26 protein-coding genes are annotated in these 22,207 nt (G+C 42.3%); 22 read left to right on the plus strand and 4 right to left on the minus strand.

All coding sequences use genetic code 11. The annotated features are described in order from the left end of the window. Positions 1–110: 110 nt before the first annotated feature. Positions 111–1,136, plus strand: coding sequence for a spore photoproduct lyase (gene splB / locus IQ19_RS06595; RefSeq protein ID WP_144541227.1), 1,026 nt, complete (start codon positions 111–113; stop codon positions 1,134–1,136). 188 nt (positions 1,137–1,324) lie between these two features. Further along, the gene (locus tag IQ19_RS06600) at positions 1,325–2,209 is read left to right on the plus strand and encodes a patatin-like phospholipase family protein (RefSeq protein ID WP_144541229.1); all 885 of its coding nucleotides are present in this window, start codon (positions 1,325–1,327) and stop codon (positions 2,207–2,209) included. A gap of 31 nt (positions 2,210–2,240) precedes the next feature. Here IQ19_RS06600 and IQ19_RS06605 read toward each other — a convergent pair whose 3' ends face one another. After that, positions 2,241–2,627 (minus strand): SA1362 family protein, encoded by a 387-nt coding sequence (locus IQ19_RS06605; protein WP_277875292.1) that lies wholly within the window; start codon positions 2,625–2,627, stop codon positions 2,241–2,243. A 491-nt stretch (positions 2,628–3,118) separates the two neighbouring features. Here IQ19_RS06605 and IQ19_RS06610 point away from each other — a divergent pair, with 491 nt between their 5' ends. The 4 genes from IQ19_RS06610 to efp all read left to right on the plus strand — a co-directional run bounded on the left by IQ19_RS06610 (position 3,119) and on the right by efp (position 6,069). Next, positions 3,119–3,649: a YqhR family membrane protein gene (locus IQ19_RS06610; RefSeq protein WP_144541233.1), complete on the plus strand. Its 531-nt coding sequence runs from the start codon at positions 3,119–3,121 to the stop codon at positions 3,647–3,649. A 328-nt stretch (positions 3,650–3,977) separates the two neighbouring features. After that, positions 3,978–4,424, plus strand: coding sequence for a type II 3-dehydroquinate dehydratase (gene aroQ / locus IQ19_RS06615; protein WP_144541235.1), 447 nt, complete (start codon positions 3,978–3,980; stop codon positions 4,422–4,424). 2 nt (positions 4,425–4,426) lie between these two features. After that, positions 4,427–5,488, plus strand: coding sequence for a M24 family metallopeptidase (locus IQ19_RS06620; protein WP_144541237.1), 1,062 nt, complete (start codon positions 4,427–4,429; stop codon positions 5,486–5,488). Between the two features lie 23 nt (positions 5,489–5,511). Then, complete coding sequence (gene efp, locus IQ19_RS06625; protein WP_110064382.1) at positions 5,512–6,069, plus strand: elongation factor P; 558 nt, start codon at positions 5,512–5,514, stop codon at positions 6,067–6,069. A 43-nt stretch (positions 6,070–6,112) separates the two neighbouring features. On the opposite strand, the gene IQ19_RS28030 is transcribed toward efp, so the two are convergent. From IQ19_RS28030 to IQ19_RS06635, 3 genes are all read right to left on the minus strand, one after another. Next, positions 6,113–6,280: a hypothetical protein gene (locus tag IQ19_RS28030; protein WP_199749392.1), complete on the minus strand. Its 168-nt coding sequence runs from the start codon at positions 6,278–6,280 to the stop codon at positions 6,113–6,115. A 96-nt stretch (positions 6,281–6,376) separates the two neighbouring features. Next, a complete protein-coding gene (locus IQ19_RS06630) occupies positions 6,377–7,063 on the minus strand; it encodes an SIMPL domain-containing protein (RefSeq protein WP_144541239.1) in 687 nt (228 codons plus the stop codon). Positions 7,064–7,154: 91 nt separating this feature from the next. Beyond that, the gene (locus IQ19_RS06635) at positions 7,155–8,543 is read right to left on the minus strand and encodes an alkaline phosphatase (RefSeq protein ID WP_144541241.1); all 1,389 of its coding nucleotides are present in this window, start codon (positions 8,541–8,543) and stop codon (positions 7,155–7,157) included. Positions 8,544–8,954: 411 nt separating this feature from the next. Here IQ19_RS06635 and spoIIIAA point away from each other — a divergent pair, with 411 nt between their 5' ends. The 16 genes from spoIIIAA (at position 8,955) to IQ19_RS06715 (ending at position 21,534) form a co-directional block, all read left to right on the plus strand. Next, positions 8,955–9,878 (plus strand): stage III sporulation protein AA, encoded by a 924-nt coding sequence (gene spoIIIAA / locus IQ19_RS06640; protein WP_144541243.1) that lies wholly within the window; start codon positions 8,955–8,957, stop codon positions 9,876–9,878. Then, positions 9,879–10,394: a stage III sporulation protein SpoIIIAB gene (gene spoIIIAB, locus IQ19_RS06645; protein ID WP_110064379.1), complete on the plus strand. Its 516-nt coding sequence runs from the start codon at positions 9,879–9,881 to the stop codon at positions 10,392–10,394. Between the two features lie 92 nt (positions 10,395–10,486). Then, positions 10,487–10,693 carry a stage III sporulation protein AC gene (spoIIIAC, locus tag IQ19_RS06650; RefSeq protein ID WP_110064378.1) on the plus strand — a complete coding sequence of 69 codons (207 nt, stop codon included), beginning with the start codon at positions 10,487–10,489 and terminating at the stop codon, positions 10,691–10,693. Positions 10,694–10,707: 14 nt separating this feature from the next. Beyond that, entirely contained in the window at positions 10,708–11,097 is a 390-nt protein-coding gene (gene spoIIIAD, locus IQ19_RS06655; protein ID WP_198029810.1) for a stage III sporulation protein AD, read from the plus strand. A gap of 103 nt (positions 11,098–11,200) precedes the next feature. Further along, the gene (gene spoIIIAE / locus IQ19_RS06660) at positions 11,201–12,400 is read left to right on the plus strand and encodes a stage III sporulation protein AE (protein ID WP_144541245.1); all 1,200 of its coding nucleotides are present in this window, start codon (positions 11,201–11,203) and stop codon (positions 12,398–12,400) included. A gap of 11 nt (positions 12,401–12,411) precedes the next feature. Beyond that, a complete protein-coding gene (gene spoIIIAF, locus IQ19_RS06665; protein ID WP_144541247.1) occupies positions 12,412–13,044 on the plus strand; it encodes a stage III sporulation protein AF in 633 nt (210 codons plus the stop codon). Next, entirely contained in the window at positions 13,037–13,705 is a 669-nt protein-coding gene (gene spoIIIAG / locus IQ19_RS06670) for a stage III sporulation protein AG (RefSeq protein WP_144541249.1), read from the plus strand. The genes spoIIIAF and spoIIIAG overlap by 8 nt, the downstream gene beginning before the upstream one ends. Before the next feature lie 3 nt (positions 13,706–13,708). Next, entirely contained in the window at positions 13,709–14,248 is a 540-nt protein-coding gene (locus IQ19_RS06675) for a SpoIIIAH-like family protein (protein WP_144541251.1), read from the plus strand. A gap of 681 nt (positions 14,249–14,929) precedes the next feature. Further along, positions 14,930–15,427: an acetyl-CoA carboxylase biotin carboxyl carrier protein gene (gene accB / locus IQ19_RS06680; RefSeq protein WP_144541253.1), complete on the plus strand. Its 498-nt coding sequence runs from the start codon at positions 14,930–14,932 to the stop codon at positions 15,425–15,427. A gap of 14 nt (positions 15,428–15,441) precedes the next feature. Continuing rightward, positions 15,442–16,794, plus strand: coding sequence for an acetyl-CoA carboxylase biotin carboxylase subunit (gene accC / locus IQ19_RS06685; RefSeq protein WP_144541255.1), 1,353 nt, complete (start codon positions 15,442–15,444; stop codon positions 16,792–16,794). A 19-nt stretch (positions 16,795–16,813) separates the two neighbouring features. Further along, positions 16,814–17,221: an Asp23/Gls24 family envelope stress response protein gene (locus IQ19_RS06690; RefSeq protein WP_144541257.1), complete on the plus strand. Its 408-nt coding sequence runs from the start codon at positions 16,814–16,816 to the stop codon at positions 17,219–17,221. A 288-nt stretch (positions 17,222–17,509) separates the two neighbouring features. Next, positions 17,510–17,899, plus strand: a complete 390-nt coding sequence (nusB, locus tag IQ19_RS06695) for a transcription antitermination factor NusB (protein WP_144541259.1) — start codon at positions 17,510–17,512, stop codon at positions 17,897–17,899. A gap of 100 nt (positions 17,900–17,999) precedes the next feature. Further along, positions 18,000–18,857 carry a bifunctional methylenetetrahydrofolate dehydrogenase/methenyltetrahydrofolate cyclohydrolase FolD gene (gene folD / locus IQ19_RS06700; protein WP_144541261.1) on the plus strand — a complete coding sequence of 286 codons (858 nt, stop codon included), beginning with the start codon at positions 18,000–18,002 and terminating at the stop codon, positions 18,855–18,857. A 201-nt stretch (positions 18,858–19,058) separates the two neighbouring features. Further along, positions 19,059–20,399, plus strand: coding sequence for an exodeoxyribonuclease VII large subunit (gene xseA / locus IQ19_RS06705; RefSeq protein WP_144541263.1), 1,341 nt, complete (start codon positions 19,059–19,061; stop codon positions 20,397–20,399). 5 nt (positions 20,400–20,404) lie between these two features. After that, the gene (locus tag IQ19_RS06710; RefSeq protein ID WP_110064367.1) at positions 20,405–20,638 is read left to right on the plus strand and encodes an exodeoxyribonuclease VII small subunit; all 234 of its coding nucleotides are present in this window, start codon (positions 20,405–20,407) and stop codon (positions 20,636–20,638) included. Positions 20,639–20,643: 5 nt separating this feature from the next. Then, on the plus strand, positions 20,644–21,534 hold the full coding sequence (locus tag IQ19_RS06715) for a polyprenyl synthetase family protein (protein WP_144541959.1): 891 nt from the start codon (positions 20,644–20,646) through the stop codon (positions 21,532–21,534). Positions 21,535–22,207 lie beyond the last annotated feature (673 nt).

Here is a 22,207-nt window from a genome sequence, read left to right on the forward strand (position 1 = left end):
TTTGCTGTTGGGGGATTTGGCTTATACTACTGTCATAAGGTTCAGCAAACCGTTATGAAAGTAAATGGTTCGTTGAACAATCGACTAACTTAAAAAGTGAGGTTACTTCATTGAAGCCTTTTATCCCTCAGCTTGTTTATATAGAACCGCAAGCCTTGGAATATCCTTTAGGCAGAGAGCTTAAAGAGAAGTTTGAAAAAATGAATATCGAAATTAGGGAGACGACATCCCACAATCAGGTAAGAAATATTCCCGGCGATAATGAATTGCAGAAGTATCGCAATGCGAAATCCACATTAGTTGTGGGCATAAGAAGAACCCTGAAATTTGATACTTCCAAGCCTTCAGCCGAATACGCCATTCCTCTCGCTACCGGCTGCATGGGCCATTGCCACTACTGTTATTTGCAAACGACGCTAGGAAGCAAGCCTTATATACGTACGTACGTGAATCTGGAGGAAATCTTCGACCAGGCCACAAAATATATGGAGGAAAGAAAACCTGAGATAACCCGCTTTGAAGCGGCGTGTACTTCCGATATTGTCGGGCTGGATCATCTGACTCATTCTTTGAAAAAGACGATTGAATTTATGGGCCAGACGGAATATGGCCAGCTTCGCTTTGTAACGAAATACCATCATGTTGATCACTTGCTCGATGCCAAACATAATGGAAACACACGTTTTCGTTTTAGTGTCAATTCACGCTATGTGATTAAAAATTTTGAGCCGGGTACTTCTTCCTTTGATGATCGGCTTGAAGCTGCCCGAAAAGTGGCAAACGCGGGGTATCCGCTAGGTTTTATTGTTGCGCCTATTTATATGCACGAAGACTGGCGTGAAGGATATCTTGAGCTTTTCCAAAGGTTAAGCAAATCGCTTGAGGGCATCAACTTGCAAGGATTGACCTTCGAATTGATTCAGCATAGATTTACGAAACCGGCCAAAAAGGTGATTGAAAAGCGCTATCCAAAGTCTAAGCTTGAAATGGATGAAGAAAAGCGCAAATATAAATGGGGAAGATACGGAATCGGCAAATATGTATATCCGACGGAAGAAGCAAAAGATCTGGAGAACACAATCAGAGAATATGTACATTCCTTCTTTCCGGAGGCTGAAGTCCAATATTTCACTTAAGGAACAAAAGCGGAAGCGGAGCTAGATGCAGAGAACTCTTCCGCAAGGTTTTGGTAACCTCCTAAATCATAAATTTTTAAATTGCAAGAAATTCTGCTTGTCAGCCGTACTATTTTAAAAAGCTCCTGATTAAAGATGTATAAGTAAGAGTTCCTCTATAAGTAAGTACATCGACAGGAGTGGCTTACATGTTTATAGACGGTGTTTTTTCTGGAGGAGGAATAAAGGGGTTTGCTTTAATTGGTGCGTATGACGCAGTCCAAAAACGGGGGTTCCAATTCAAGCGGGTAGCCGGAACGAGTGCAGGCTCCATAGTGGCTGCATTAATTGCTGCCAGGTATACAAGTAATGAAATATATCAGCTTGTGGATGAACTGGATGTAAAAAAATTTCTTGATGAAAGAAAGACATTGTTACCATTCTCTGTCACTAAATGGCTTCTGCTTTATTGGCGATTAGGGTTATACAAAGGTGTGGAACTGGAGAATTGGATGGCTGAAAAGCTGGCTGCAAGAGGTATAAGAACATTTGCTGACTTGCCGCCTCAGTCACTAAGGGTAATAGCCTCTGACCTGACCAATGGCCGGCTTGTTGTTTTGCCTGATGATCTTGTTCACTATGGGATTGATCCGGGCTCTTTCCCCGTGGCCAAGGCAATCAGGATGAGCTGCAGCCTTCCTTATTTTTTTGAGCCAGTTAAACTGCAGGCATACAGCCGCTCAAGTGTAATCGTTGATGGGGGAGTTTTGAGCAATTTTCCGATGTGGCTATTTGATAGGGAAAATGTGAAAAAAACCAGGCCAGTATTGGGGATTAAGTTAAGCCATAATCTAAGTGAACGGCCTCCCAATAAGATCTCGAATGCTATACAAATGTACGAAGCCCTTTTCGAAACAATGAAGGATGCGCATGATGCACGATACATTTCAAGGAAGCACGCTCAAAATATCATATTTATCCCAACTGATGGGGTCCTGACTGCCGAATTTGAGCTAACTGACCAAAAGAAAATGGATTTGCTTGAGCATGGCAGGCAATGTGCGGAGCAATTTTTTGCAAGCTGGAGTTACTAATATGTAAGCTATAAAAAAATCGAGCCCTTGATTAAAGGGATGCTCGATTTTTCTTTTTGCCTTTTTTGCCTTCTATGACAGTAAGGTGTGGTGAAGACTTTTTCTTGGATTTTTTAATTGAAGTAAGGTAGCCGATGGAAGTCTTTTTGCCGTTGGCTGAACCTGCTTCTTTATGGTTAAAACGTTTTTTAGATTTTTTAGCTGCCCGTATAAAAGCCCGCTGCTCTCGCTTAGAGGGGTTAGCTCTGTTAAAGCGCTGAAAAAGAAAGTATATAACAGCACCTATAATGACAATGACAGCTATTCTCTGCAAAAAACCGGCAGGATCTGAGATCAGGCTGACGGCCACTCCAAGGGCAGCAAGAATTATAAGCCCCGAGACAATATAAAATGAAATCCGATTTTTCAAGAAAGCCACCTCCCTAAAAGCATGATGAGCAAATTTCTAAGCTTTTAAACTATATATGCAAAGATTTAAGTAATTTCTTTACTAAAAGTTGTCATCATTTTTTTCTTTTCCTATTTGTTCGCTTTTTAAACGAAAGAATGAAAACTTTAATGTAATTAGTTGACATTTTCCCATTTTTAAATGCCGGCAGCAATAAAAGTCATTGTGGGCTTGCACATTTCCGCTGCACCCCTACGTTCTTACTTAAATTTATGCTCTATTCTTCAATCCCGGAACCCCCTTTTAGAGAAATGGGTTCAATCAGCCGGGAGCTTTAAATTTTTATATTCGTATACTTATTTTATTCTACTTAAAATCCCGTAAAACCTCCATCCAGCAGGAAAAATCTTAAAAATATCCCCAATTATTTTCGGGAAAGAACGATCCGTTTATATATAATTTTCGATATGGTGCAAAGGAATAATTGCAGGTGGACATAATAGGAAATGGAGGTGGCATAAATGGCAGAAGAAAGAGAGCAGTTAGAACAAAATCAGAGAGAAAAGCCGATGTCTTTTATGGCTATGGTAGTCATTACTGGTTTGATCGGGGGCATCCTGTGGAGCGGGCTGGCCTATTTGGCTTATGTATTCAATTTTACGGAAATACGTCCAAATGTCTTTCTTGAGCCCTGGACAATAGGAGCCTGGAAAGAAGGCTGGCTGGGAACCGTTATTTCCATTCTGCTGATTGGAGGCATTTCTATTGTTGCTGCACTTATTTATTATGCAGCATTGCGGAAGTTTCAAAGCATATTCGTGGGAGCTGGCTATGGTATTGCCCTTTTCTTAGTTGTATTTTTTGTATTAAATCCAATATTCCCGGGAATTAGCCCTTTCTGGGAGCTTGAGAGAAATACGATTATCACATCCCTTTGTTTCTATATTTTATTTGGAGTGTTTGTCGGGTATTCCATCTCTTACGAAGCGCATGAACTTCGCGGCAAAAATGAAGATGAAAAGAAGGCCCGCACAGATCCGGAGTTTCCATAGCTAAAAGAGATTATAAAAGCAGAAGAAGTGGTGTTAAAGGACACTTATCAAAAGTTCTCCTGCGATGAGCTCTCGGTAAAAGCAAAATACTAAAGCGGAGAAAGCCTCCTCTTATGGCGGCCTTCCCGCTGTAAAGAAAAACAGCTTCATACAGGGAATACTGAGTGGAAGTGAAAACATCTCAACTGTATGAAGTTCCACTTTATGTTAGAATGTTCTTAATGGACATTCTTTTTCACTGGAATCGAAAAGCGATCGAGAAAGATTTATTAATGTATTACAATTCCGGGAAAGAAGCACATTGCGACTAAGTAAGAGGGGGTTGATCATGAGGAAGATACTCCTGTTAAATGGGCCCAATTTAAATTTGCTTGGGAAGCGGGAACCAGGCGTTTATGGTAATGAAACTCTTAAGCATCTGGAAGAAAACATCACTTCATTAGGTGATGCACACCAAATAGAAGTGTCTTGTTTCCAATCCAACCATGAAGGCGAATTACTAGACAGGCTTCATCTTGCCAATGAAGATGGAACAAAAGGTATTATATTTAATCCTGGAGCATTTACTCACTACAGTTATGCAATACGGGATGCCATAGCAGGAATCCAGGTTCCTGTGATCGAAGTACATATATCTAATGTTCATTCCCGTGAAGAATTCCGCCATACATCTGTCATTGCCCCTGTGGCACACGGACAAATTGTCGGGCTGGGATTTAAGGGTTATGAACTGGCTTTTTATGCCTTAATGGATCTTGCAAAGGGGAGAGGATAAGAATGGAAAAAATTCAAAAGCTGCGCTCAAGCTTCGACCTATCAGGTATAGATGGAATGTTGATTACAAGCAGTTATAACCGCCTTTATATGACAGGTTTTACGGGGTCGGCAGGCGTGGTTCTAATCAGTGCAGAAAAAGCGTTGTTCATCACTGACTTCCGCTATACAGAGCAGGCTGCAAAACAATGCGAAGGCTTTGAGATTGTTAAGCATTCCGGAGCCATTCCTGAAGAAGTGGCAGAACAGGCAAAACAACTTGGGATTAAGAAGCTGGGATTTGAAGAGGACCATTTAACTTTTTCCGCCTTTAAAGCCTATGAAAAAGCGGTTGAAGCTGAACTTGTTCCTGTTTCCGGTACCATTGAAAAGTTACGCTTGATTAAGACCGAATCAGAGATTAAGATAATAAAGGTGGCAGCTGACATAGCAGATGCTGCATTTAAACATATTCTAGATGTCATTCGTCCAGGGGCTACCGAGCTGGAAGTATCGAATGAATTAGAGTTCTTTATGAGAAAAGCGGGTGCAGTTTCATCTTCGTTTGATATTATCGTAGCATCCGGACACCGCTCTGCCCTTCCGCATGGAGTGGCAAGCGATAAGGTGATCGAAAAAGGAGATTTCGTCACGCTTGATTTTGGCGCTTATTATAAAGGGTATGTTTCAGATATCACCCGTACAGTAGCAGTCGGGGAACCTGAAGATAAGCTGAAAGAAATTTATAATATCGTCCTTGAAGCTCAGGAGCGCGGGATGGAAGGCATAAAACCGGGAATGAGCGGCAAAGAAGCAGATGCTTTAACCCGAGACTATATTTCCGAAAAAGGCTATGGAAATTATTTTGGCCACTCTACTGGCCATGGCATAGGGCTGGAAGTGCATGAAGGACCAGGTTTGTCGTTTAAATCCGATGTCATTCTTGAACCTGGCATGGTGGTAACAGTGGAGCCGGGCATTTACATACCGGGTCTTGGCGGAGTCCGCATTGAAGATGATACATTAATTACAAAGGATCATAATGAAACGCTTACTCATTCTACCAAAGAATTGATTATTCTTTAAATGAACTTTAGGAGGACATATTCATGATTTCAGTAAACGATTTTCGAACGGGATTAACAATTGAAGTTGATAACGGTATTTGGCGTGTAATGGACTTCCAGCATGTTAAGCCAGGAAAAGGTGCGGCATTTGTCCGCTCCAAATTGCGTAACCTTCGTACAGGCGCTATTCAGGAAAAAACCTTCCGTGCCGGTGAGAAAGTTGCGAAAGCCCAAATTGATAACCGTAAAATGCAATATCTTTATGCAAACGGAGACCAGCACGTATTCATGGACAATGAGTCTTATGAGCAGATTGAACTTCCTGCTTCTTCAATTGAATACGAATTAAAGTTTTTAAAGGAAAATATGGAAGTTGCAATCATGCTTTACCATGGAGAATCCCTTGGAATCGAGCTTCCAAACTCTGTTGAGCTGACAGTAACTGAAACGGAGCCAGGCATTAAAGGGGATACGGCTTCAGGCGGAACAAAGCCGGCTACTCTTGAAACAGGCCTTACTGTACAAGTTCCTTTCTTCATCAATGAAGGAGACAAGCTGATCATCAATACAACTGACGGTTCTTATGTGTCACGAGCCTAATGATTAGAAAGAAAAAATCCCGAGCTTCTCGGGATTTTTTGTTTTATCCTTTATATTTTCTGCCTTCCGCTCCAGGTGATATATCGGTGTCATTGCGGTTATTATAATCAGGGTCGGAAGTTGGCGCTGTTTCGTTATCCCGTGTTCCGCCGAGATAGGCCCTGTCCCCTTTTTTCTGGTTTTTTAAAAATTCCCCCAAATTTTCATTCATTTGCAAGGACCTCTCTTTTTACGTATTGTGAAAAAAACGCTTTCGTTCACAATCTTATTATCCTCGTATTGAAGAGAATTATAAGTCGAATTCATCCTAGCTATAATACATAAATTCTGCAGTCACTCGGCTCGTTATATCAATCGTTCCCGGTTGGATGGGGGTACTCACTTCGCTTTTAACAAAAGCTGCAGGCTGGTAGGGAACAGGCCTTTCGAAGTCAAAAGCACCTTCAGTAACTGATAAAGGTGTCCCGACTAATTGGACTCTTAAGGCAGCCGCTATCGTTTCGGCCTTCTTATAAGCATCCGCAACAGCCAAGGTCAATGCCTGCTGGTAGTATAAACTTTGGCTTTCCATTTCAAAAGTAATCCCCCTGACAAGATTGGCTCCGCTGTCCACTGCCGTATCGACAACAAGGCCGGTATTTTCGATATTATCTACAGTAATGCCAAGCACATGCTCCACTTTGTAACCGCGAAAAACCTGTTTCCCATCCACAAAATCATATTGCGGGAAAATCGAAAAATCGGCTGTGCGAATTTGCTGATCCAGTATTCCAATGTTATTTAAAGCATTTTTAATGTTAGCAATTGCCTGTGCATTATTCTCCTGTGCTTTCTGCAGTACTTGGTCTTCGGTTGAAACTCCGAGTGTTACTATGGACTGGCTTGGCTGGACTGCTATTTTCCCTTCGCCTGAAACTCTCATGATATTGGGTTTGGATCTGGCCTGGCTGGCAGAATGGGATGAATGGCGGACGAATGGCTGCTGATAATACATGAAATGCTCTCCCCGCTTTCATAATTTAAGATCTCTCTAGAATGTACGGCGGATAAGGGGATAAAATACGCATTAAATTACCTGACAGGTATTATTCCCATTTGTATCTCATCAATGATGCAATTTTTTTAGGAATATCGGTGTTATCAAGGACGCCTGAAAAAACCTCACTTCCTTTGCCATAAGCAAATAAAGGGATCATATTGCCTGTGTGCCCTCCAGTTGAACTTAAAGATCGTACTTTGTTTGTAATAATTCCCCCGTGGTTTCTTTCTGCAATCAGGCTTCCAATTTCCCAAGCTGCAAGGTATTGAGGATAAACTTTGTTATCCGAATTTAGCAAGTGGTTATTAAAAGCTGCAATTTCCTTAGCAGTTAGATTTATATTGGCGTATTTCTTTATAACCTCTTTGATGCTGGCTGTTCTGTAGGATCGTGAATTTTGATCCTTCACAAATTGGCTGACCATAAATTGGGGAGTGGCTTTAATTTTTTTCAGATGCTGTATATCCAGCGGCTCTGAGGCAGATATCCCCATTGTTTCATGGTCTGCGGCAACAAGTACGAGTGTCTCTCCGTCATTTTTGGCCCATTCAACCGCATACCTTACAGCCTCATCAAATTCAATTGTTTCTTTCCATATGCTTGTAATATCGCCAGCATGTGAAGCATGGTCAATCCTTGCTCCTTCTGCCATAAGAAAAAAGCCCTTTTCCCTTTTTGACAATACACCGATTGCTTTTTCGGTCATTTCTTTTAAACTTGGTTCTTTGCTCCCTTTTAGAGGGCGATCCAATTTAAAGTTCATATAACCATTATTGAACAAACCGAGCAGCTTATTGCCCTTTGCATTCAACAGCTCATCCCGATTGCTTACATAGGTATAACCATTTAGAGCGGCTTCCTTAATTAAATCTCTGCCATTCTGTTTTTCGGGTCTAAAATAGGCTCTTCCTCCTCCCATGAGCACATCCACTTGATTGTTCAGCTGCTGGCGTGCTATTTCCTCCTGTCCGGACCACCTGTTGGGGACGCTTGCTGTAAACGCAGCAGGGGTAGCATCTGTAATCGTATTCGTAGAAATAACTCCTGTTTTCTTTCCGTCTTTTTTAAACAAATCCAGGATGCTGTCTGTTTCCATTCCGTCCGGGGTTACTCCAATCATTTCATTATTGGTCTTTTTGCCTATCGCCAAAGCCGTCCCGCCTGCAGCGGAATCTGTTACCAGGTTATTGGCAGAGTCGGTATGAACAAGTGCAGTGTGTGGAAGAGTCTCCAAGAACAGCCGCCCATTTTTCCCGTACTCCATTTCTCTTGCGATCTCAATTTGTCCAACTCCCATGCCATCTCCAATCATCAGGATGACATTCCGAGGTCCTTCTAAACTTGCAGGCCGAGCGAGCCCCTCAGCAGGGAAACCCAAACCCATAAGAACGGCAATTTGAATGATTAGCATGAGGCAAATCCATTTTGCTTTCATCTATAGACACCAGCCTTTTTAAATTTTTCTTGGGCTTATTTTTTGTAAAAATCTAATTGTTTACTCTGATTGGATCAATTTAAAAGGCCCTTTTCGTAAAGATTGCGGAAGGTGCTTGACTCCTGCGGGTGAAGCGTGTCTCAGGAGACCCGTAAGCGCAAAGCGCTGAGGAGGCTCCTGAGACCGCCCGCAGTTCGCTGAGCACCTGCAACGGAAATCAAAAGACAAGGCTTTGGGTGTAAATTGTATTTAAAAAGCAACAAAGTATGCAAAAACAGCCATTCAAAAAAACTTGTCCCGAGGAAAATGGGAGAGCCAGCAAATCCAAGTCATAATGTTTTGTTGGAGGCATACATTTTAAATAATGAGAAGCTAGTCCGAAACGAAATATTTAAAAATGGAGGAGCAAACATGGAAACGATTATAGCCTTTTTGCCAAAAAAAATTTCTGAAAAGCTGAAACAAATCCCTCCACAAATTTTGAAGGATCTGGAAGAAGTTAGGGTCCGAATAAACAGACCGCTCGAATTGACCACGAAGGGAATGCCTCATTTCCTCCCTTATATTGTTGATTCGGAAGATGCGGTGCACTTGCTGAATAAAATAAGCCACTTTTCCATTTATACACTGGAAGAAGAATTGAAAAGGGGCTATATCACCATTGAAGGGGGCCATCGAGTCGGGCTCGCCGGCAAGGTGATTCTTGAAGAAGGAAAAGTGAAGGCAATCAGGGATATTTCCTCCTTTAATATAAGGGTTGCCAAAGAAAAAATCGGCATTGCCGAAAAGCTGATTCCACGCATCTATAAAGAAGGCTGGCTGCACACGATGATCATCGGCCCGCCGCAAACAGGGAAAACCACATTGCTGAGAGATATAGCGAGAATTATATCATCCGGGGACCCGGATGGGGCGTTTCAGGCGAGCAAGGTGGGAATTATCGATGAACGCTCCGAAATCGCCGGCTGTGTTAGTGGGATCCCGCAAATGTCATTCGGGCACAGAATTGATGTCCTTGATGCGTGCCCGAAGGCAGAGGGCATGATGATGATGATCCGTTCAATGAGCCCGGAGGTTTTAGTCGTCGATGAAATTGGAAGGCAGGAGGATGCAGAAGCCATTATGGAAGCCGTAAATGCCGGAATCAAACTGATAATGACCACACATGGAAGCTCACTGGAGGAAATTAAGAAACGGCCCACTTTAAGAGCAGTTTTGGAGATGGGGATTTTCCAGAGGTTTATTGAACTCAGCAGGAAAGACGGACCAGGCAGCATTACTTGTATTAAGGACGCTGCTGGCAAGGAGATCCTGCAAGAAGTGAGAGTGACGTAAATGATGAAGCTAATTGGAGCTGTTTTTATAATAATCGCTACAACATGGGCTGGATTTGAAGCTTCCAGGCATCTGACAGAACGTCCGCGGCAGCTGCGCCAGCTGAAATCGGCCCTGCAGTCCCTTGAGGCTGAAATTATGTACGGCCACACACCCCTTCATGAAGCAGCCAGAAGGCTGTCTGCCCAGTTGCCTAAGCCATTATCATGGTTTTTCGAATCCTTCGCTAAAAAATTGACTGACTCTGAGACAACTGTCAAGGATGCCTGGGAACAAAGCTTAAAAGAAATATGGAAAATGACCGCTTTTAAACAAGGTGAATTTGAGATTATGAAGCAATTTGGAGAAACACTTGGGCGGCATGACCGGCTCTCGCAGCAAAAGCAGATTATGCTCACCCTTTCCCATTTGGAACGGGAAGAAGCAGATGCACATGACAAGCAAGTGAAATACGAAAGAATGGTTAAAAGCCTCGGCTTTTTATCGGGATTGCTATTAATCATTTTATTAATGTAGGTTTTGCGGGCAGCTGTTTTACAAAAAAGCGGATGAAGCAGGCAGCAGCTATTGGCTGCCGGACTCTGGACAGAGCTTAGGAGGAGAAAAGGATGGGATTAGAGGTTGATATCATATTCAAAATTGCGGGTGTCGGGATCGTGGTAGCCTTTTTGCATACCATTTTGGATCAGGTTGGAAAGAAGGAATACGCACAGTGGGTTACGCTTTTCGGCTTTATTTATATATTATTCATGGTTGCATCCATTGTAGATAACCTATTCCAAAAAATAAAATCAGTGTTCCTATTCCAGAGCTAAAGGGGGGCTCAGCCATTGAAATTCTTCAAATAGTCGGATTCTCTCTTGTTGCGACGTTCCTTGCACTGATTGTAAAAGAACAAAAACCTAATTTTGCCTTTTTGCTGATTGTTTTTGTAGGCTGTGCCATTTTCTTGTTTCTTGTCGACCAAATATACGCCATTATCCACATGATTGAAAAGATTGCCATAAATGCAAAGGTAAACATCGTATATGTGGAAACGATTTTAAAAATAATTGGGATTGCCTATATTGCTGAATTTGCTGCACAAATCACGAAAGATGCAGGCCAGGGGGCTATTGCAGCAAAAATCGAGATGGGCGGCAAAATCCTTATCCTGGCAATGGCCATTCCCATACTGACTGTATTGATTGAAACCATTATCCAGATGATTCCAAGTTAAATTGAGCTGGCCGGCCAATTAACCTTGCAGGCCTGTTATGAAAGACAAGCCTCCCTGATGCTGGCAAAGCTGCACGATAGGGTCTTATAAAAGAGGTGAAAAAATGAAGCAAAGGATGCAGAAAATTTTATTGTCCAATCTAATCCTATTTTTTTTACTGGCACCAATTGTACAAGCCTCACCAAAGACCGGCGAAATAGATGAAACGATTTCCCCCCAGGATTTAGTGGAATCGCAGGTTGAATCCCTTAATCTAGATGAACTGAAAGGCTTTTGGGAAGAAATAACGACAGAGTATGGAGGTTTTTTGCCGGAAAGCCAAAAAGGGAGCCTCTATGAATTCATCAAGGGGGATAAGGAATTCTCACTTAAAGAATGGGGTTCCGGAGCAATGAAGTTTGTTTTTCATGAATTTATAGTAAATGGAAAATTGCTTGGCACATTAATTTTGCTGACAGTGTTCAGCATGTTTCTGCAGTCGCTGCAAAATTCATTTGAAAAAAGCACAGTCAGCAAAGCAGCGTATGCAATTGTGTTTATGGTTTTAATCATTATTGCCCTAAATAGCTTCCATGTAGCGATTGACTACACACAAGAAACAATTTCAACGATGGTTTCCTTCATAATGGCTCTTATCCCGCTGCTGCTTGCCCTAATTGCTTCGTCCGGAGGAGTGGTATCAGCTGCTTTTTTTCACCCAGTGATTTTGTTTTTAATGAATGTCAGCGGCTTGTTTATTCAATATGTCATCCTTCCGCTCCTATTTTTATCAGCATTATTAAGCATTGTCAGCACGCTTTCCGAGCATTACAAGGTAACCCAGCTTGCAAATTTGCTCCGAAATTGGAGTATAGGGCTTCTCGGTATGTTCCTGACAGTGTTTTTGGGAGTCATTTCAGTACAGGGAGCCTCCGCCGCAGTCACCGATGGAATTACAATACGTACGGCAAAGTTTATCACGGGGAATTTTATTCCGGTTATCGGAAGGATGTTTACCGATGCAACAGATACTGTCATTAGCGCCTCGGTTCTATTAAAGAATACAGTAGGCATTGCAGGTGTAGCGATCCTCCTGATCATAGCCGCTTTTCCGGCAATCAAAATACTAATGATTGCGTTTATATATAAATTCGCTGCTGCCATTTTGCAGCCGCTGGGAGGAGGTCCGATAATATCCTGCCTGGATATTATCAGCAAAAGTGTCATATACGTTTTTGCCGCTCTGGCCATAGTTTCCTTGATGTTTTTCCTTAGTATTACTGTCATCATTGCAGCCGGGAATTTGACCATGATGGTTAGATAGGGGGGGATGAAGTGGATTTTATAAAAGAATGGATAACGAACATCATATTATTTGTTCTGCTGGCCACTGTCATTGATATGCTCCTTCCAAGTTCAAAGCTGCAGAAGTATACAAAAATGGTGACAGGGCTTCTGCTAATCGCAATTATTCTTACGCCAATTTTAAAAATGATATCCAGCGATTTTGAAGAAGCGATGGCTTCAGTGCCTGTTTTTGAAGCATCCGGCGAAAAAAATATGGAAAATTTAATAGAAATGAAGAAAAAAGAAATACAAGCCTCAAGTGATGCATATATTTTAGAACAAATGGCTGTCCACATGAAACAGGACGCAGAAGAGGAGTTGATGGAACAGTACGGTCTGGAAATTGCTAACATTGATATTTTAGTAGATGAAAGCAGTGATCAAGCCTTCCCGGATAACCTGCAAAAGGTCATGATCCAATTAAGAGCAAAAGATGCAGAAGCTGAAGCTGTAGAAGTGGTTACAAAAGTGGAAATCAATACCGGGAAACCTCTTCCATCCAGCAGGGCTGAACATGATGAGGCAAAAAAAGTCGCTTCTCTTCTCGCACAAAAATGGAATGTAGACGCAAAATCAATCGAGGTACTGGTAGAAGGGGGGAATATGGATAGGGATGGATAATGAAAAAGGTCCTTTCGCATGGTTAAAGAAATTACTCTCTAAAGACGGGCAGCCCGATAAAAAAGCCGGTAAATACCAATACTTGCTTCTTGTTCTCCTCTTTGGCGCAGCGATCATGCTGATCAGCAATACGCTGTTTAAAGAGAATGCCTCTACTGAAGATATGTCCGTTTTTAAAAACGAAGAAGAGGCGAAGCAGGAGGATGAGGTACCTGTGTTCGGCCAGAAGCAATCTGGGGGAAATGACGAAATTGCCAATTATGAAAAGGCATATGAAGCACAAATAAAAGAGGCTCTTGATGCGATTGTCGGCGTAGGTGATACTACGGTCGTCGTCAATGTGGATGCAACAGAGAAGAAAGTGCTTGAAAAAAACAAAACGACCCAAAAACAAAAAACCGATGAAACAGATCGGGAAGGCGGTAAAAGAAAAGTAGAGGACCAATCACAGGAGGAACAGCTTGTGATTGTCCGAAATGGCGAGAAAGAGGTTCCGATTGTAATAGAAACCAAGAAACCTGAAATTAGGGGTGTACTGATTGTTGCAAAGGGAGCTGAAAATATACAAGTGAAAAAATGGATTATTGAGGCAGTTACAAGAGCGCTTGATGTACCAAGCCACAGAGTTTCCGTAATGCCTAAAAAAACTAAGGGGGAATAATAGATGCTTTTAAAGAAACAAACGGTTTGGTTATTAACAATGCTAAGTTTGGTAGTTGTATTGTCCGTGTATTATGTAACATCTCCGGAGCAGAAAGGGAATGATCTCGCTGCAATGGAAGAGAAGGCAAATGGGGAAATGGAAGCGGTTGAAAGTGAAGATGGCAATGCCATTATTACAAACACAGCCAGTGATGAAATGTTCGAAACTTTGCGCCTGCAGCTTGATGACGAGCGCAGCCGCATGAAAGAAGAGCTAACAACAGTCCTGGGCCAGACAGACCTTCCTGCTGAAGAAAGAATGAAGGCAAAGGATCAAATCGATGATTTAAATGAAATAGCCCAAAAAGAAGCGATGCTTGAAACGTTAATCAGAGCAATGGATTACGAAGATGTGCTTGTTCGCGCAGATGGCAAAAAGGTTCAGATTACAGTAAAGGCAAAAGACCATTCGCCTTCTGCAGCAAACAAGATCATTCAGGAAGTAAGAAATGAAATTGGACAGCTTGAAGCAGTTGCGGTTGAATTCCAAGTTGCCAAGTAATCACAGAACTAAAAAAGGTGCCCGTGGAATAACTTGCGGGGACCTTTTTAGTTCTCATAAATGTAAATGATGCTATTTCTGAAGATTAATTAGGTGTTCCATCGAATAATGGGCTTTTTTAATCGATTTAACAAGATGTTCATATTGCTCAGTCTGGAATGCGGCAGAGGAGGAAATTTCCTGGAGGGAAGCGCTCGCCTCCTCAACAACTGAACTAAACTCCCCAATTGATACTCCTATGGACGAAGAGGCCTTATGGATTTGAGTGGTTAAAGAGTTATAATCTGATATATTTTACAAAAGCAGCCTTCACCACAAGCGAATTTTTGCTAATAAGATCCTCTTTCTTAATTCCTCAATGGTTTTCCTACTTATACAGATCCTCTCTGGTACTAAAGTCCCCTTTACAATCAATATTTCGTGATATTTAGTGAAAATCCTTCGTAACATTTCACAAAAATTTCGAAAAACATTAAAATGGTTTTAGAGGACGAATGGAGAAAGGGTATACATTACATAATACGATGTTGAACTTTGATAAGGTCTTATCGTATGATATTAGTATCTAGTCATAATTAAATCATGCGGAACATTCCCATTCTTCCTTTCTCTATTCTTCCAAAGTTTTTCTAAATGGCGAAAGAGGGGATGGAAAGCAGTGAGAAAACAAGGGGTGCCAAAATGTTAAAAGTACAGGAAATACGTGAACTGATCAAGCTGGTTGATCAGTCAAATATTGATGAATTCGTATACGAGTATGAGGGTTCAAAAATTAAAATGAAGAAAAAAGGCAATGAAGCGGCAGTTGTACAGCAAGTTCAGCCAGCTGCAGCTCCGGCTCCGCAGCCAGTCCAGCCGGCAGCTGTAAAAGTGGAAGCGCCTATAGCTGAAGCACCTGCACAAGAGCCTGTCCAACAAGCACCATCCGCGGACGCAAACCTGCATAAAATTGTGTCTCCGATGGTAGGGACTTTTTATCAGTCTTCTTCCCCGGATGCAGATGCATATGTTAAAGCAGGTTCTATAGTTACAAAAGATTCTATTGTCTGCATAGTGGAAGCAATGAAACTGTTTAATGAAATTGAAGCTGAAGTCAATGGGGAAATTGTAGAAGTGCTTGTTAAGGACGGTCAGTTAGTAGAGTATGGCCAGCCACTATTTTTAGTAAAGCCTGAATAAGGAGCGGTAACAGAATGATAAAAAAACTCTTGATTGCTAACAGAGGAGAGATAGCTGTTCGCATCATCCGCGCAGCGCGCGAAATGGGAATAGAATCAGTAGCCGTTTTTTCAGAGGCTGACAGAGAGGCCCTGCATGTCCAGCTTGCGGACGAGGCTTATTGCATTGGCCCGACAGCATCAAAGGACAGCTACTTGAATTTTACAAATATTGTTAGTGTTGCAAAGCTTACAGGCTGTGACGCAATCCATCCAGGATACGGGTTCCTAGCAGAAAATGCTGATTTTGCTGAGCTTTGCAGGGAATGCAACATCATTTTTGTCGGCCCGACTCCTGAAGCCATAAGCAAAATGGGTACGAAGGATATTGCGAGGGAAACGATGAAAGAAGCAGGAGTTCCGATTGTTCCCGGCTCCAACGGAATTATTAAGGATGTTGAAGATGCCATTCAGCTTGCTGAGAAGATTGAATATCCGGTGATTATAAAAGCAACTGCCGGGGGCGGCGGCAAGGGGATTCGCGTTGCGCGTACTGAGCAGGAGCTGATTAAAGGAATCACCATTACCCAGCAGGAGGCCTTAACGGCGTTTGGAAACCCTGGAGTATATATTGAAAAATATATAGAGGACTTCCGCCATGTTGAGATACAGGTGCTGGCAGACAATTACGGAAACACCATACATCTGGGAGAAAGGGATTGTTCCATACAGAGACGTTTGCAAAAGCTTCTGGAGGAAACTCCTTCACCAGCCCTTGATGGGGAAACCCGTGAAGAGATGGGCAATGCTGCTGTAAAAGCTGCCAAAGCGGTTGATTATACAGGTGCAGGCACAATAGAATTTATCTACGATTACCAAAATCGCAGGTTCTACTTTATGGAGATGAATACGCGCATCCAGGTGGAGCACCCTGTTACAGAAATGGTTACTGGGGTCGATTTGATCAAAGAGCAGATTAAAGTTGCTTCCGGTGAAAAGCTTTATATCAGCCAGGAAGATGTTACTTTTAACGGCTGGTCGATTGAATGCCGCATTAATGCAGAAAATCCGGAAAAGAACTTTATGCCGTCTGCAGGCAAAATCAACATGTATCTGCCGCCGGGCGGATTGGGTGTCAGAGTCGATTCTGCGGCATATCCTGGCTATATGATTCCGCCATATTATGATTCCATGATTGCAAAAGTGATTACGTACGGCAATACTAGAGAAGAGGCCATTTCCCGAATGAAGAGAGCTTTAAGTGAATTTGTTGTTGAAGGTGTACATACGACAATTCCATTTCACCTCAAGCTCCTCAGCCATGAAAAATTCGTGGAAGGGCAGTTTAATACAAAATTCCTGGAATTGCATGATGTAATGAATTCTTAAGATTGATGGAGGTGCCATAATGAGTGAAAATAACATTCTTGAAATGAGCCATGAAAACTCAGGGCTTGGCAAGGTTGAAATTGCTCCGGAAGTGATTGAAGTTATTGCTGGCATTGCCGCTTCTGAAGTGGAAGGGGTTGCGCAAATGCGCGGCAATTTCGCTACAGGTGTAGTAGAAAGGCTCGGCAAAAAGAACCATGGCAAAGGGGTTAAGGTTGAATTAACCGAAGAAGGAATTAAAGTGGATGTATATTGCCTGATGAAGTTTGGCGTATCCATTCCAAGTGTTGCACAAGAAATTCAGGACAATATCCGCCAGGCGCTTTTGAATATGACAGCCCTTGATGCACAGGAAGTAAATATCCATGTAGTAGGAATCATGTTCGAAAACCAGAAGCATGAGATTGAATACGAGCAGGAAATGTAATAAACTTCACCAAGCCAAAGACATCTGACAGAGTCTTTGGCTTTTCTGTTTTTTTATTCTCTTCATCTCAAAGACTGTTATAAAGAAATTTTTTAATGGGAAAATAACTTTTATAAAGGAAAGGCTTTTTAACGGATTATCCATACAAGTACTGAAATGAACCTTATTGTTATTGCTTAGTGCGAATATCCCTTACTTGTGCTATTATCTTGTTATGTTATTTTTGGACGTGTATATGCTCAAAAATGAAAAACCACAACGTTAGCCATAAAGGAGTTAAAGAAGAAGATGAAGAGAAGAACAGCCAGAGAGAAAGCATTGCAGGCTTTATTTCAAATCGATGTAAGCCAGGTAGAAACAGAGTCCGCCATTGAACATGTTTTAGAAGGTGCACCAACTGATGAGTATTTAAGCAAACTTGTATCAGGTGTTTCTCAGTATAAGGAAAAAATTGATGCGGAGATAAAAAAACACCTTGAAAAGTGGACTTTGGAAAGGCTTGCTACAGTGGACCGCAACCTTTTGCGATTATCAGTGTTTGAACTCCTGTATCTTAGTGAGGATGTTCCAGCAAATGTCGTGCTGGATGAAGCAATTGAAATTGCAAAATTATACGGCGATGAACAGTCAAGCAAGTTTATAAATGGTGTCCTTTCCAAGGTGAAAGAACAGCTTTAAAAATATCTGGTTCGGACTTGCACAGGATGTGCGGGCGCCGGTGCTATGCCGGTGTTCCTCATCATTAGGCGCTTCCGCTGTCCTGATAGGGGGATAAATAATGGCTGCAAAATTAATAGACGGCAAAGAGATTGCAAGAGTTAAACAGGGTTTCATAGGCGATGAAGTGCAAAAGCTGAAGGCAAATGGAATTACACCAGGCCTTGCAGTTATTTTAGTGGGAGATAATCAGGCTTCTAAAACCTATGTGTCCAATAAACAAAAAACCTGTAATAAACTGGGGATGTATTCGTTGCTGATTGAACTTCCGAAAGAAGTCAGTGAGGAAGAGCTTATCAGGAAAATAAAAGAGTTAAATGAAAATCCGGATATACACGGAATACTTGTCCAATTGCCGCTTCCTGTCCATATTAATGAAAAGGTCATAATTGAAACGATTTCGCCTAAAAAGGATGTGGATGGCTTTCACCCGATAAATATTGGCAGAATGATGACCGGCCAAGATGCCTTTGTTCCTTGTACTCCCTTTGGCATTATGGAGATGCTGGATTATATCGGGGCTGATATTGCCGGCAAGCACGTGGTAGTTGTCGGCCGAAGCAATATAGTTGGAAAGCCTTCGGGGCAGTTGTTTTTAAATGAAGATGCTACGGTTACCTATTGCCATTCCAAAACAGCTGACTTAAAGGAACATACAAGAAGAGCGGATATTCTCGTTGCAGCTGTGGGAAAGGCAGGGTTAATAACAGAAGACCATGTGAAAAAAGGTGCAATAATTATAGATGTTGGCATGAATCGAAATCATGAAGGCAAGCTTTGCGGTGATGTTGATTTTGACGGGGTTAAAGAAAAAGCTGGATATATAACGCCAGTTCCAGGCGGAGTAGGCCCGATGACAATTACAATGCTTATGTATAACACATTAAAAGCAGCAAGGTCTGCCCAAAGCAAACACTAATCGTTTTTTTGCTAACTTCCAATGCAGATGCAAAATCTGTCCATTTCCATTATGCTATATTTAGGTTTTTGTTTTGAGTGCGAATGCATGCAGGCCAAAAGACTAAATATTAAGTGGAGGGGCAGTTTTTTGCTGTCTATGCAGTTTATTGCTCTTGCTTTTGATGCTCAATTGGCGTCTTCTGCATAAAAGGAGATTGTTATGAAGGAACAGCAGTATCTAACAGTCAACGCTTTAACAAAGTACATAAAAAGAAAATTTGATGCTGATCCTCATTTGCAAAATATTATGGTCAAGGGAGAAATATCAAACTTTAAACAGCATTCCAGCGGCCATATGTATTTTACATTGAAGGATGAGAAGGCCCGCATTTTGGCTGTAATGTTTGCAGGGAATACCCGATCAATGAAATTCAGGCCAGAGAATGGCATGAAAGTCTTGGTCCGGGGTGAAATTTCGGTCTACGAACCAAGCGGGCAATATCAAATATATATAAAAGAAATGCAGCCGGATGGGATTGGAGAACTTTATCTTGCCTACGAACAGCTAAAAGAAAAGCTTGAAAAAGAAGGGCTGTTTTCACGCAATTATAAAAAAGCCATACCTCGTTATCCAAAAACAGTAGCTGTTGTCACCTCGCCAACAGGAGCTGCTATCAGAGATATTCTAACTACAATTAAAAGGCGTTATCCGATTGCAAATATCCTTATTTATCCTGCATTGGTTCAAGGAAACCAGGCTGCGCCATCCATCGTGAGAGCAATACAAATGGCGAATGTCTCCGGAGAGGCTGATGTCTTAATTATTGGCCGGGGAGGTGGCTCCATTGAAGAGCTTTGGGCTTTTAACGAAGAGCCGGTCGCAAGGGCAATCTTTCAATCTGAAGTTCCTATTATAGCAGCTGTTGGACATGAAACCGACTTTACTATAGCCGACTTTGTGGCAGACTTAAGGGCTCCTACACCTACGGGAGCAGCCGAAATGGCTGTCCCTCATATTGACGATTTAACAGAGAGGCTATTCAATAGGCAATCGAGGCTAATAAGAGCAATGAAAGAACAAGTTGTTCTTCAAAATGAAAGGATCCTAAGGGTGCAAAAGTCTTATGCTTTCCGGTACCCTCAAAAGCTGTATGAGCAGAAATTAGAGCAGCTTGATAAACTGAACGAACAGCTTGTGAGGGGATCCAAAAGGCTGCATGATTTAAAGCTTGAGCAAGCAGATGCTTTGCAGAAACGATTGCACCGCAGCCACCCTGGACAATTGAAGGAGCAGGCCAAGGAAAAGCACGACAGGCTGCATAAGCTTCTTAACAGAGCGATGGGCAATATTGCTGCTGCCAAGGAAAAGGACTTTGCGAGGGCTGTTTCTACTTTGGAAGCACTTAGCCCTCTTAAAATAATGGATAGAGGCTACAGCCTTGCATATACAGAAAAGGAAAAACTGATAAAGACCGTCACTCAAATTAAGGTGAGTGACCAAATAAAGGTTAAAGTTTCAGATGGTACAATTAATTGCCGGGTAACGGATATTGGGGAGTGAATCGCATGGCGGATGAGAAAAAGCTTACATTTGAAGAAGCAATGGATCAGCTGGAGGTTATTGTCGAAAAGCTTGAGGAAGGGGATGTCCCCCTTGAAGAAGCAATTAATATATATAAGAAGGGCATGGAGCTTTCTAAGCTATGCCATGATAAATTGAAAAATGTTGAATCACAGCTAACAGAAATACTGACGGAGGATGGCCGTAAGGAAAACTTCGCCATTCCTGAGGAGGAATAACATTGCTGCAACAATCCTTTGTTTCTTTTTCTGAACACCATAAACAAATTTTGGAAAACCAGCTAAAGGAAAGCATCAGCAAATTGAATGCTCCTCCTGCGGTAAAAGAATCAATGCTTTATTCTCTTGAGGCAGGAGGCAAGCGCATTAGGCCAATGCTGTTATTTGCTACATTGGCTGCATTTGGGGAGGATACTGTTAAAGGTTTGTGGACGGCTGCAGCAATTGAGATGGTTCATACATACTCGCTCATACATGATGACCTTCCGAGCATGGATGATGATGATTTGAGGCGAGGAAAACCAACGAACCATAAAATCTTTGGAGAAGCCTTTGCCATTCTGGCAGGAGATGCACTGCTTACATATAGCTTCCAGTCCGTCGCCGAAACACCGGATGAATTTGCTTCAGCTGAGATAAAGCTTTCTTTAATTAAGGAACTGTCCAAAGCATCCGGAGCAGAAGGGATGGTTGGCGGACAGGTAGCAGATATTAATGGGGAAGGGCAGCAGTTAGCTTTGGAAGATCTTGAATACATCCACTTGCATAAAACAGGTAAGCTTCTGGAGTGCAGTGTTGTATCGGGGGCAATATTGGCACAAGCCGGTCAGGAAACCGTTCAGGCTTTATCCCGTTTTGCCTATCATCTGGGGCTGGCTTTCCAAATCAGGGATGATATTCTCGATCTTGAAGGCACAGAAGATAAGATTGGAAAGCCTATTGGCAGCGATGAATCAAAAAACAAAAGCACTTACCCTTCCCTTCTTACAATGGAGGGGGCTAAAGAAGCGCTTGATAGCCACATAAAGGCTGCCAAGGAAAAATTGAGAGAAACTGGATTAAATACGGAACTCCTTGAGGCGATAACAGATTTAATAGCCAGCAGGGACCATTAAGAGGGCTGGGCAGGGGCCGATTGTTGGACAATCGCAAATATGGTATAATAGATATATATGGATGGTGCAGTATTCTAGTCGGTCTACCATTCCTGAAGGTGGGGCTAAAAATCCACTAAAGGGCACATCGATGAAGTTCCTTGTTTTGGCTTGAGGCGCCCAGCCTTGGGTCGATTCAGGGAGTAAGGTGTAAGGGCGATCTGCAAAGGCATGTGGGCGTTGACCCTTTCACCGCGGAGGCCCCGATGATCAGGCTTGAGCGAAAGCGTACGGCCCTATGGTCTCGGGTTATGAACCTGCAATGTGGTCCCATGGGAGGTCACTAGCAGCGTAGCCTGCCTTGAGTGAAGAGAGAGGGGATTACAGTTATAAGGGCATACATCAGTTGGCCATTGATATATGCTTTTTCGCCTGTATGAAATCTTCTTTGCAAAAGAGGCTAGGGAAATGGTTTAAAGGCTGCCGAGGAAATCTCCTAGACTGTTCCAATGACATATAAAGGGGATTATAGTGCGGACTAAGTGGCAATCCAGTCTAGCTGGTGGCGACACGGCTAAGGCGGATTTAAAGGGAAACCGCCGGTATGGCGACATCCGGTATTCGCTTGGGAAAACCTACTGGACCTAAGCCGCAATCTTAACCCTTTGTATGGCCATCCTTCTTTCGAGTTTCT

The sequence above is a fragment of the Cytobacillus oceanisediminis genome (assembly GCF_007830235.1).
GTDB lineage: Bacteria > Bacillota > Bacilli > Bacillales > Cytobacillaceae > Cytobacillus > Cytobacillus oceanisediminis.

Bases quoted from the DNA above. Each gene is read 5' to 3' on its own strand.
- IQ19_RS06600 (WP_144541229.1), top strand. From the start codon at position 1,325: ATGTTTATAGACGGTGTTTTTTCTGGAGGAGGAATAAAGGGGTTTGCT.
- IQ19_RS06610 (WP_144541233.1), top strand. From the start codon at position 3,119: ATGGCAGAAGAAAGAGAGCAGTTAGAACAAAATCAGAGAGAAAAGCCG.
- aroQ (WP_144541235.1), top strand. From the start codon at position 3,978: ATGAGGAAGATACTCCTGTTAAATGGGCCCAATTTAAATTTGCTTGGG.
- IQ19_RS06620 (WP_144541237.1), top strand. From the start codon at position 4,427: ATGGAAAAAATTCAAAAGCTGCGCTCAAGCTTCGACCTATCAGGTATA.
- efp (WP_110064382.1), top strand. From the start codon at position 5,512: ATGATTTCAGTAAACGATTTTCGAACGGGATTAACAATTGAAGTTGAT.
- IQ19_RS28030 (WP_199749392.1), bottom strand. From the start codon at position 6,280: ATGAATGAAAATTTGGGGGAATTTTTAAAAAACCAGAAAAAAGGGGAC.
- IQ19_RS06630 (WP_144541239.1), bottom strand. From the start codon at position 7,063: ATGTATTATCAGCAGCCATTCGTCCGCCATTCATCCCATTCTGCCAGC.
- IQ19_RS06635 (WP_144541241.1), bottom strand. From the start codon at position 8,543: ATGAAAGCAAAATGGATTTGCCTCATGCTAATCATTCAAATTGCCGTT.
- spoIIIAA (WP_144541243.1), top strand. From the start codon at position 8,955: ATGGAAACGATTATAGCCTTTTTGCCAAAAAAAATTTCTGAAAAGCTG.
- spoIIIAB (WP_110064379.1), top strand. From the start codon at position 9,879: ATGATGAAGCTAATTGGAGCTGTTTTTATAATAATCGCTACAACATGG.
- spoIIIAC (WP_110064378.1), top strand. From the start codon at position 10,487: ATGGGATTAGAGGTTGATATCATATTCAAAATTGCGGGTGTCGGGATC.
- spoIIIAE (WP_144541245.1), top strand. From the start codon at position 11,201: ATGAAGCAAAGGATGCAGAAAATTTTATTGTCCAATCTAATCCTATTT.
- spoIIIAG (WP_144541249.1), top strand. From the start codon at position 13,037: ATGGATAATGAAAAAGGTCCTTTCGCATGGTTAAAGAAATTACTCTCT.
- IQ19_RS06675 (WP_144541251.1), top strand. From the start codon at position 13,709: ATGCTTTTAAAGAAACAAACGGTTTGGTTATTAACAATGCTAAGTTTG.
- accB (WP_144541253.1), top strand. From the start codon at position 14,930: ATGTTAAAAGTACAGGAAATACGTGAACTGATCAAGCTGGTTGATCAG.
- accC (WP_144541255.1), top strand. From the start codon at position 15,442: ATGATAAAAAAACTCTTGATTGCTAACAGAGGAGAGATAGCTGTTCGC.
- IQ19_RS06690 (WP_144541257.1), top strand. From the start codon at position 16,814: ATGAGTGAAAATAACATTCTTGAAATGAGCCATGAAAACTCAGGGCTT.
- nusB (WP_144541259.1), top strand. From the start codon at position 17,510: ATGAAGAGAAGAACAGCCAGAGAGAAAGCATTGCAGGCTTTATTTCAA.
- folD (WP_144541261.1), top strand. From the start codon at position 18,000: ATGGCTGCAAAATTAATAGACGGCAAAGAGATTGCAAGAGTTAAACAG.
- xseA (WP_144541263.1), top strand. From the start codon at position 19,059: ATGAAGGAACAGCAGTATCTAACAGTCAACGCTTTAACAAAGTACATA.
- IQ19_RS06710 (WP_110064367.1), top strand. From the start codon at position 20,405: ATGGCGGATGAGAAAAAGCTTACATTTGAAGAAGCAATGGATCAGCTG.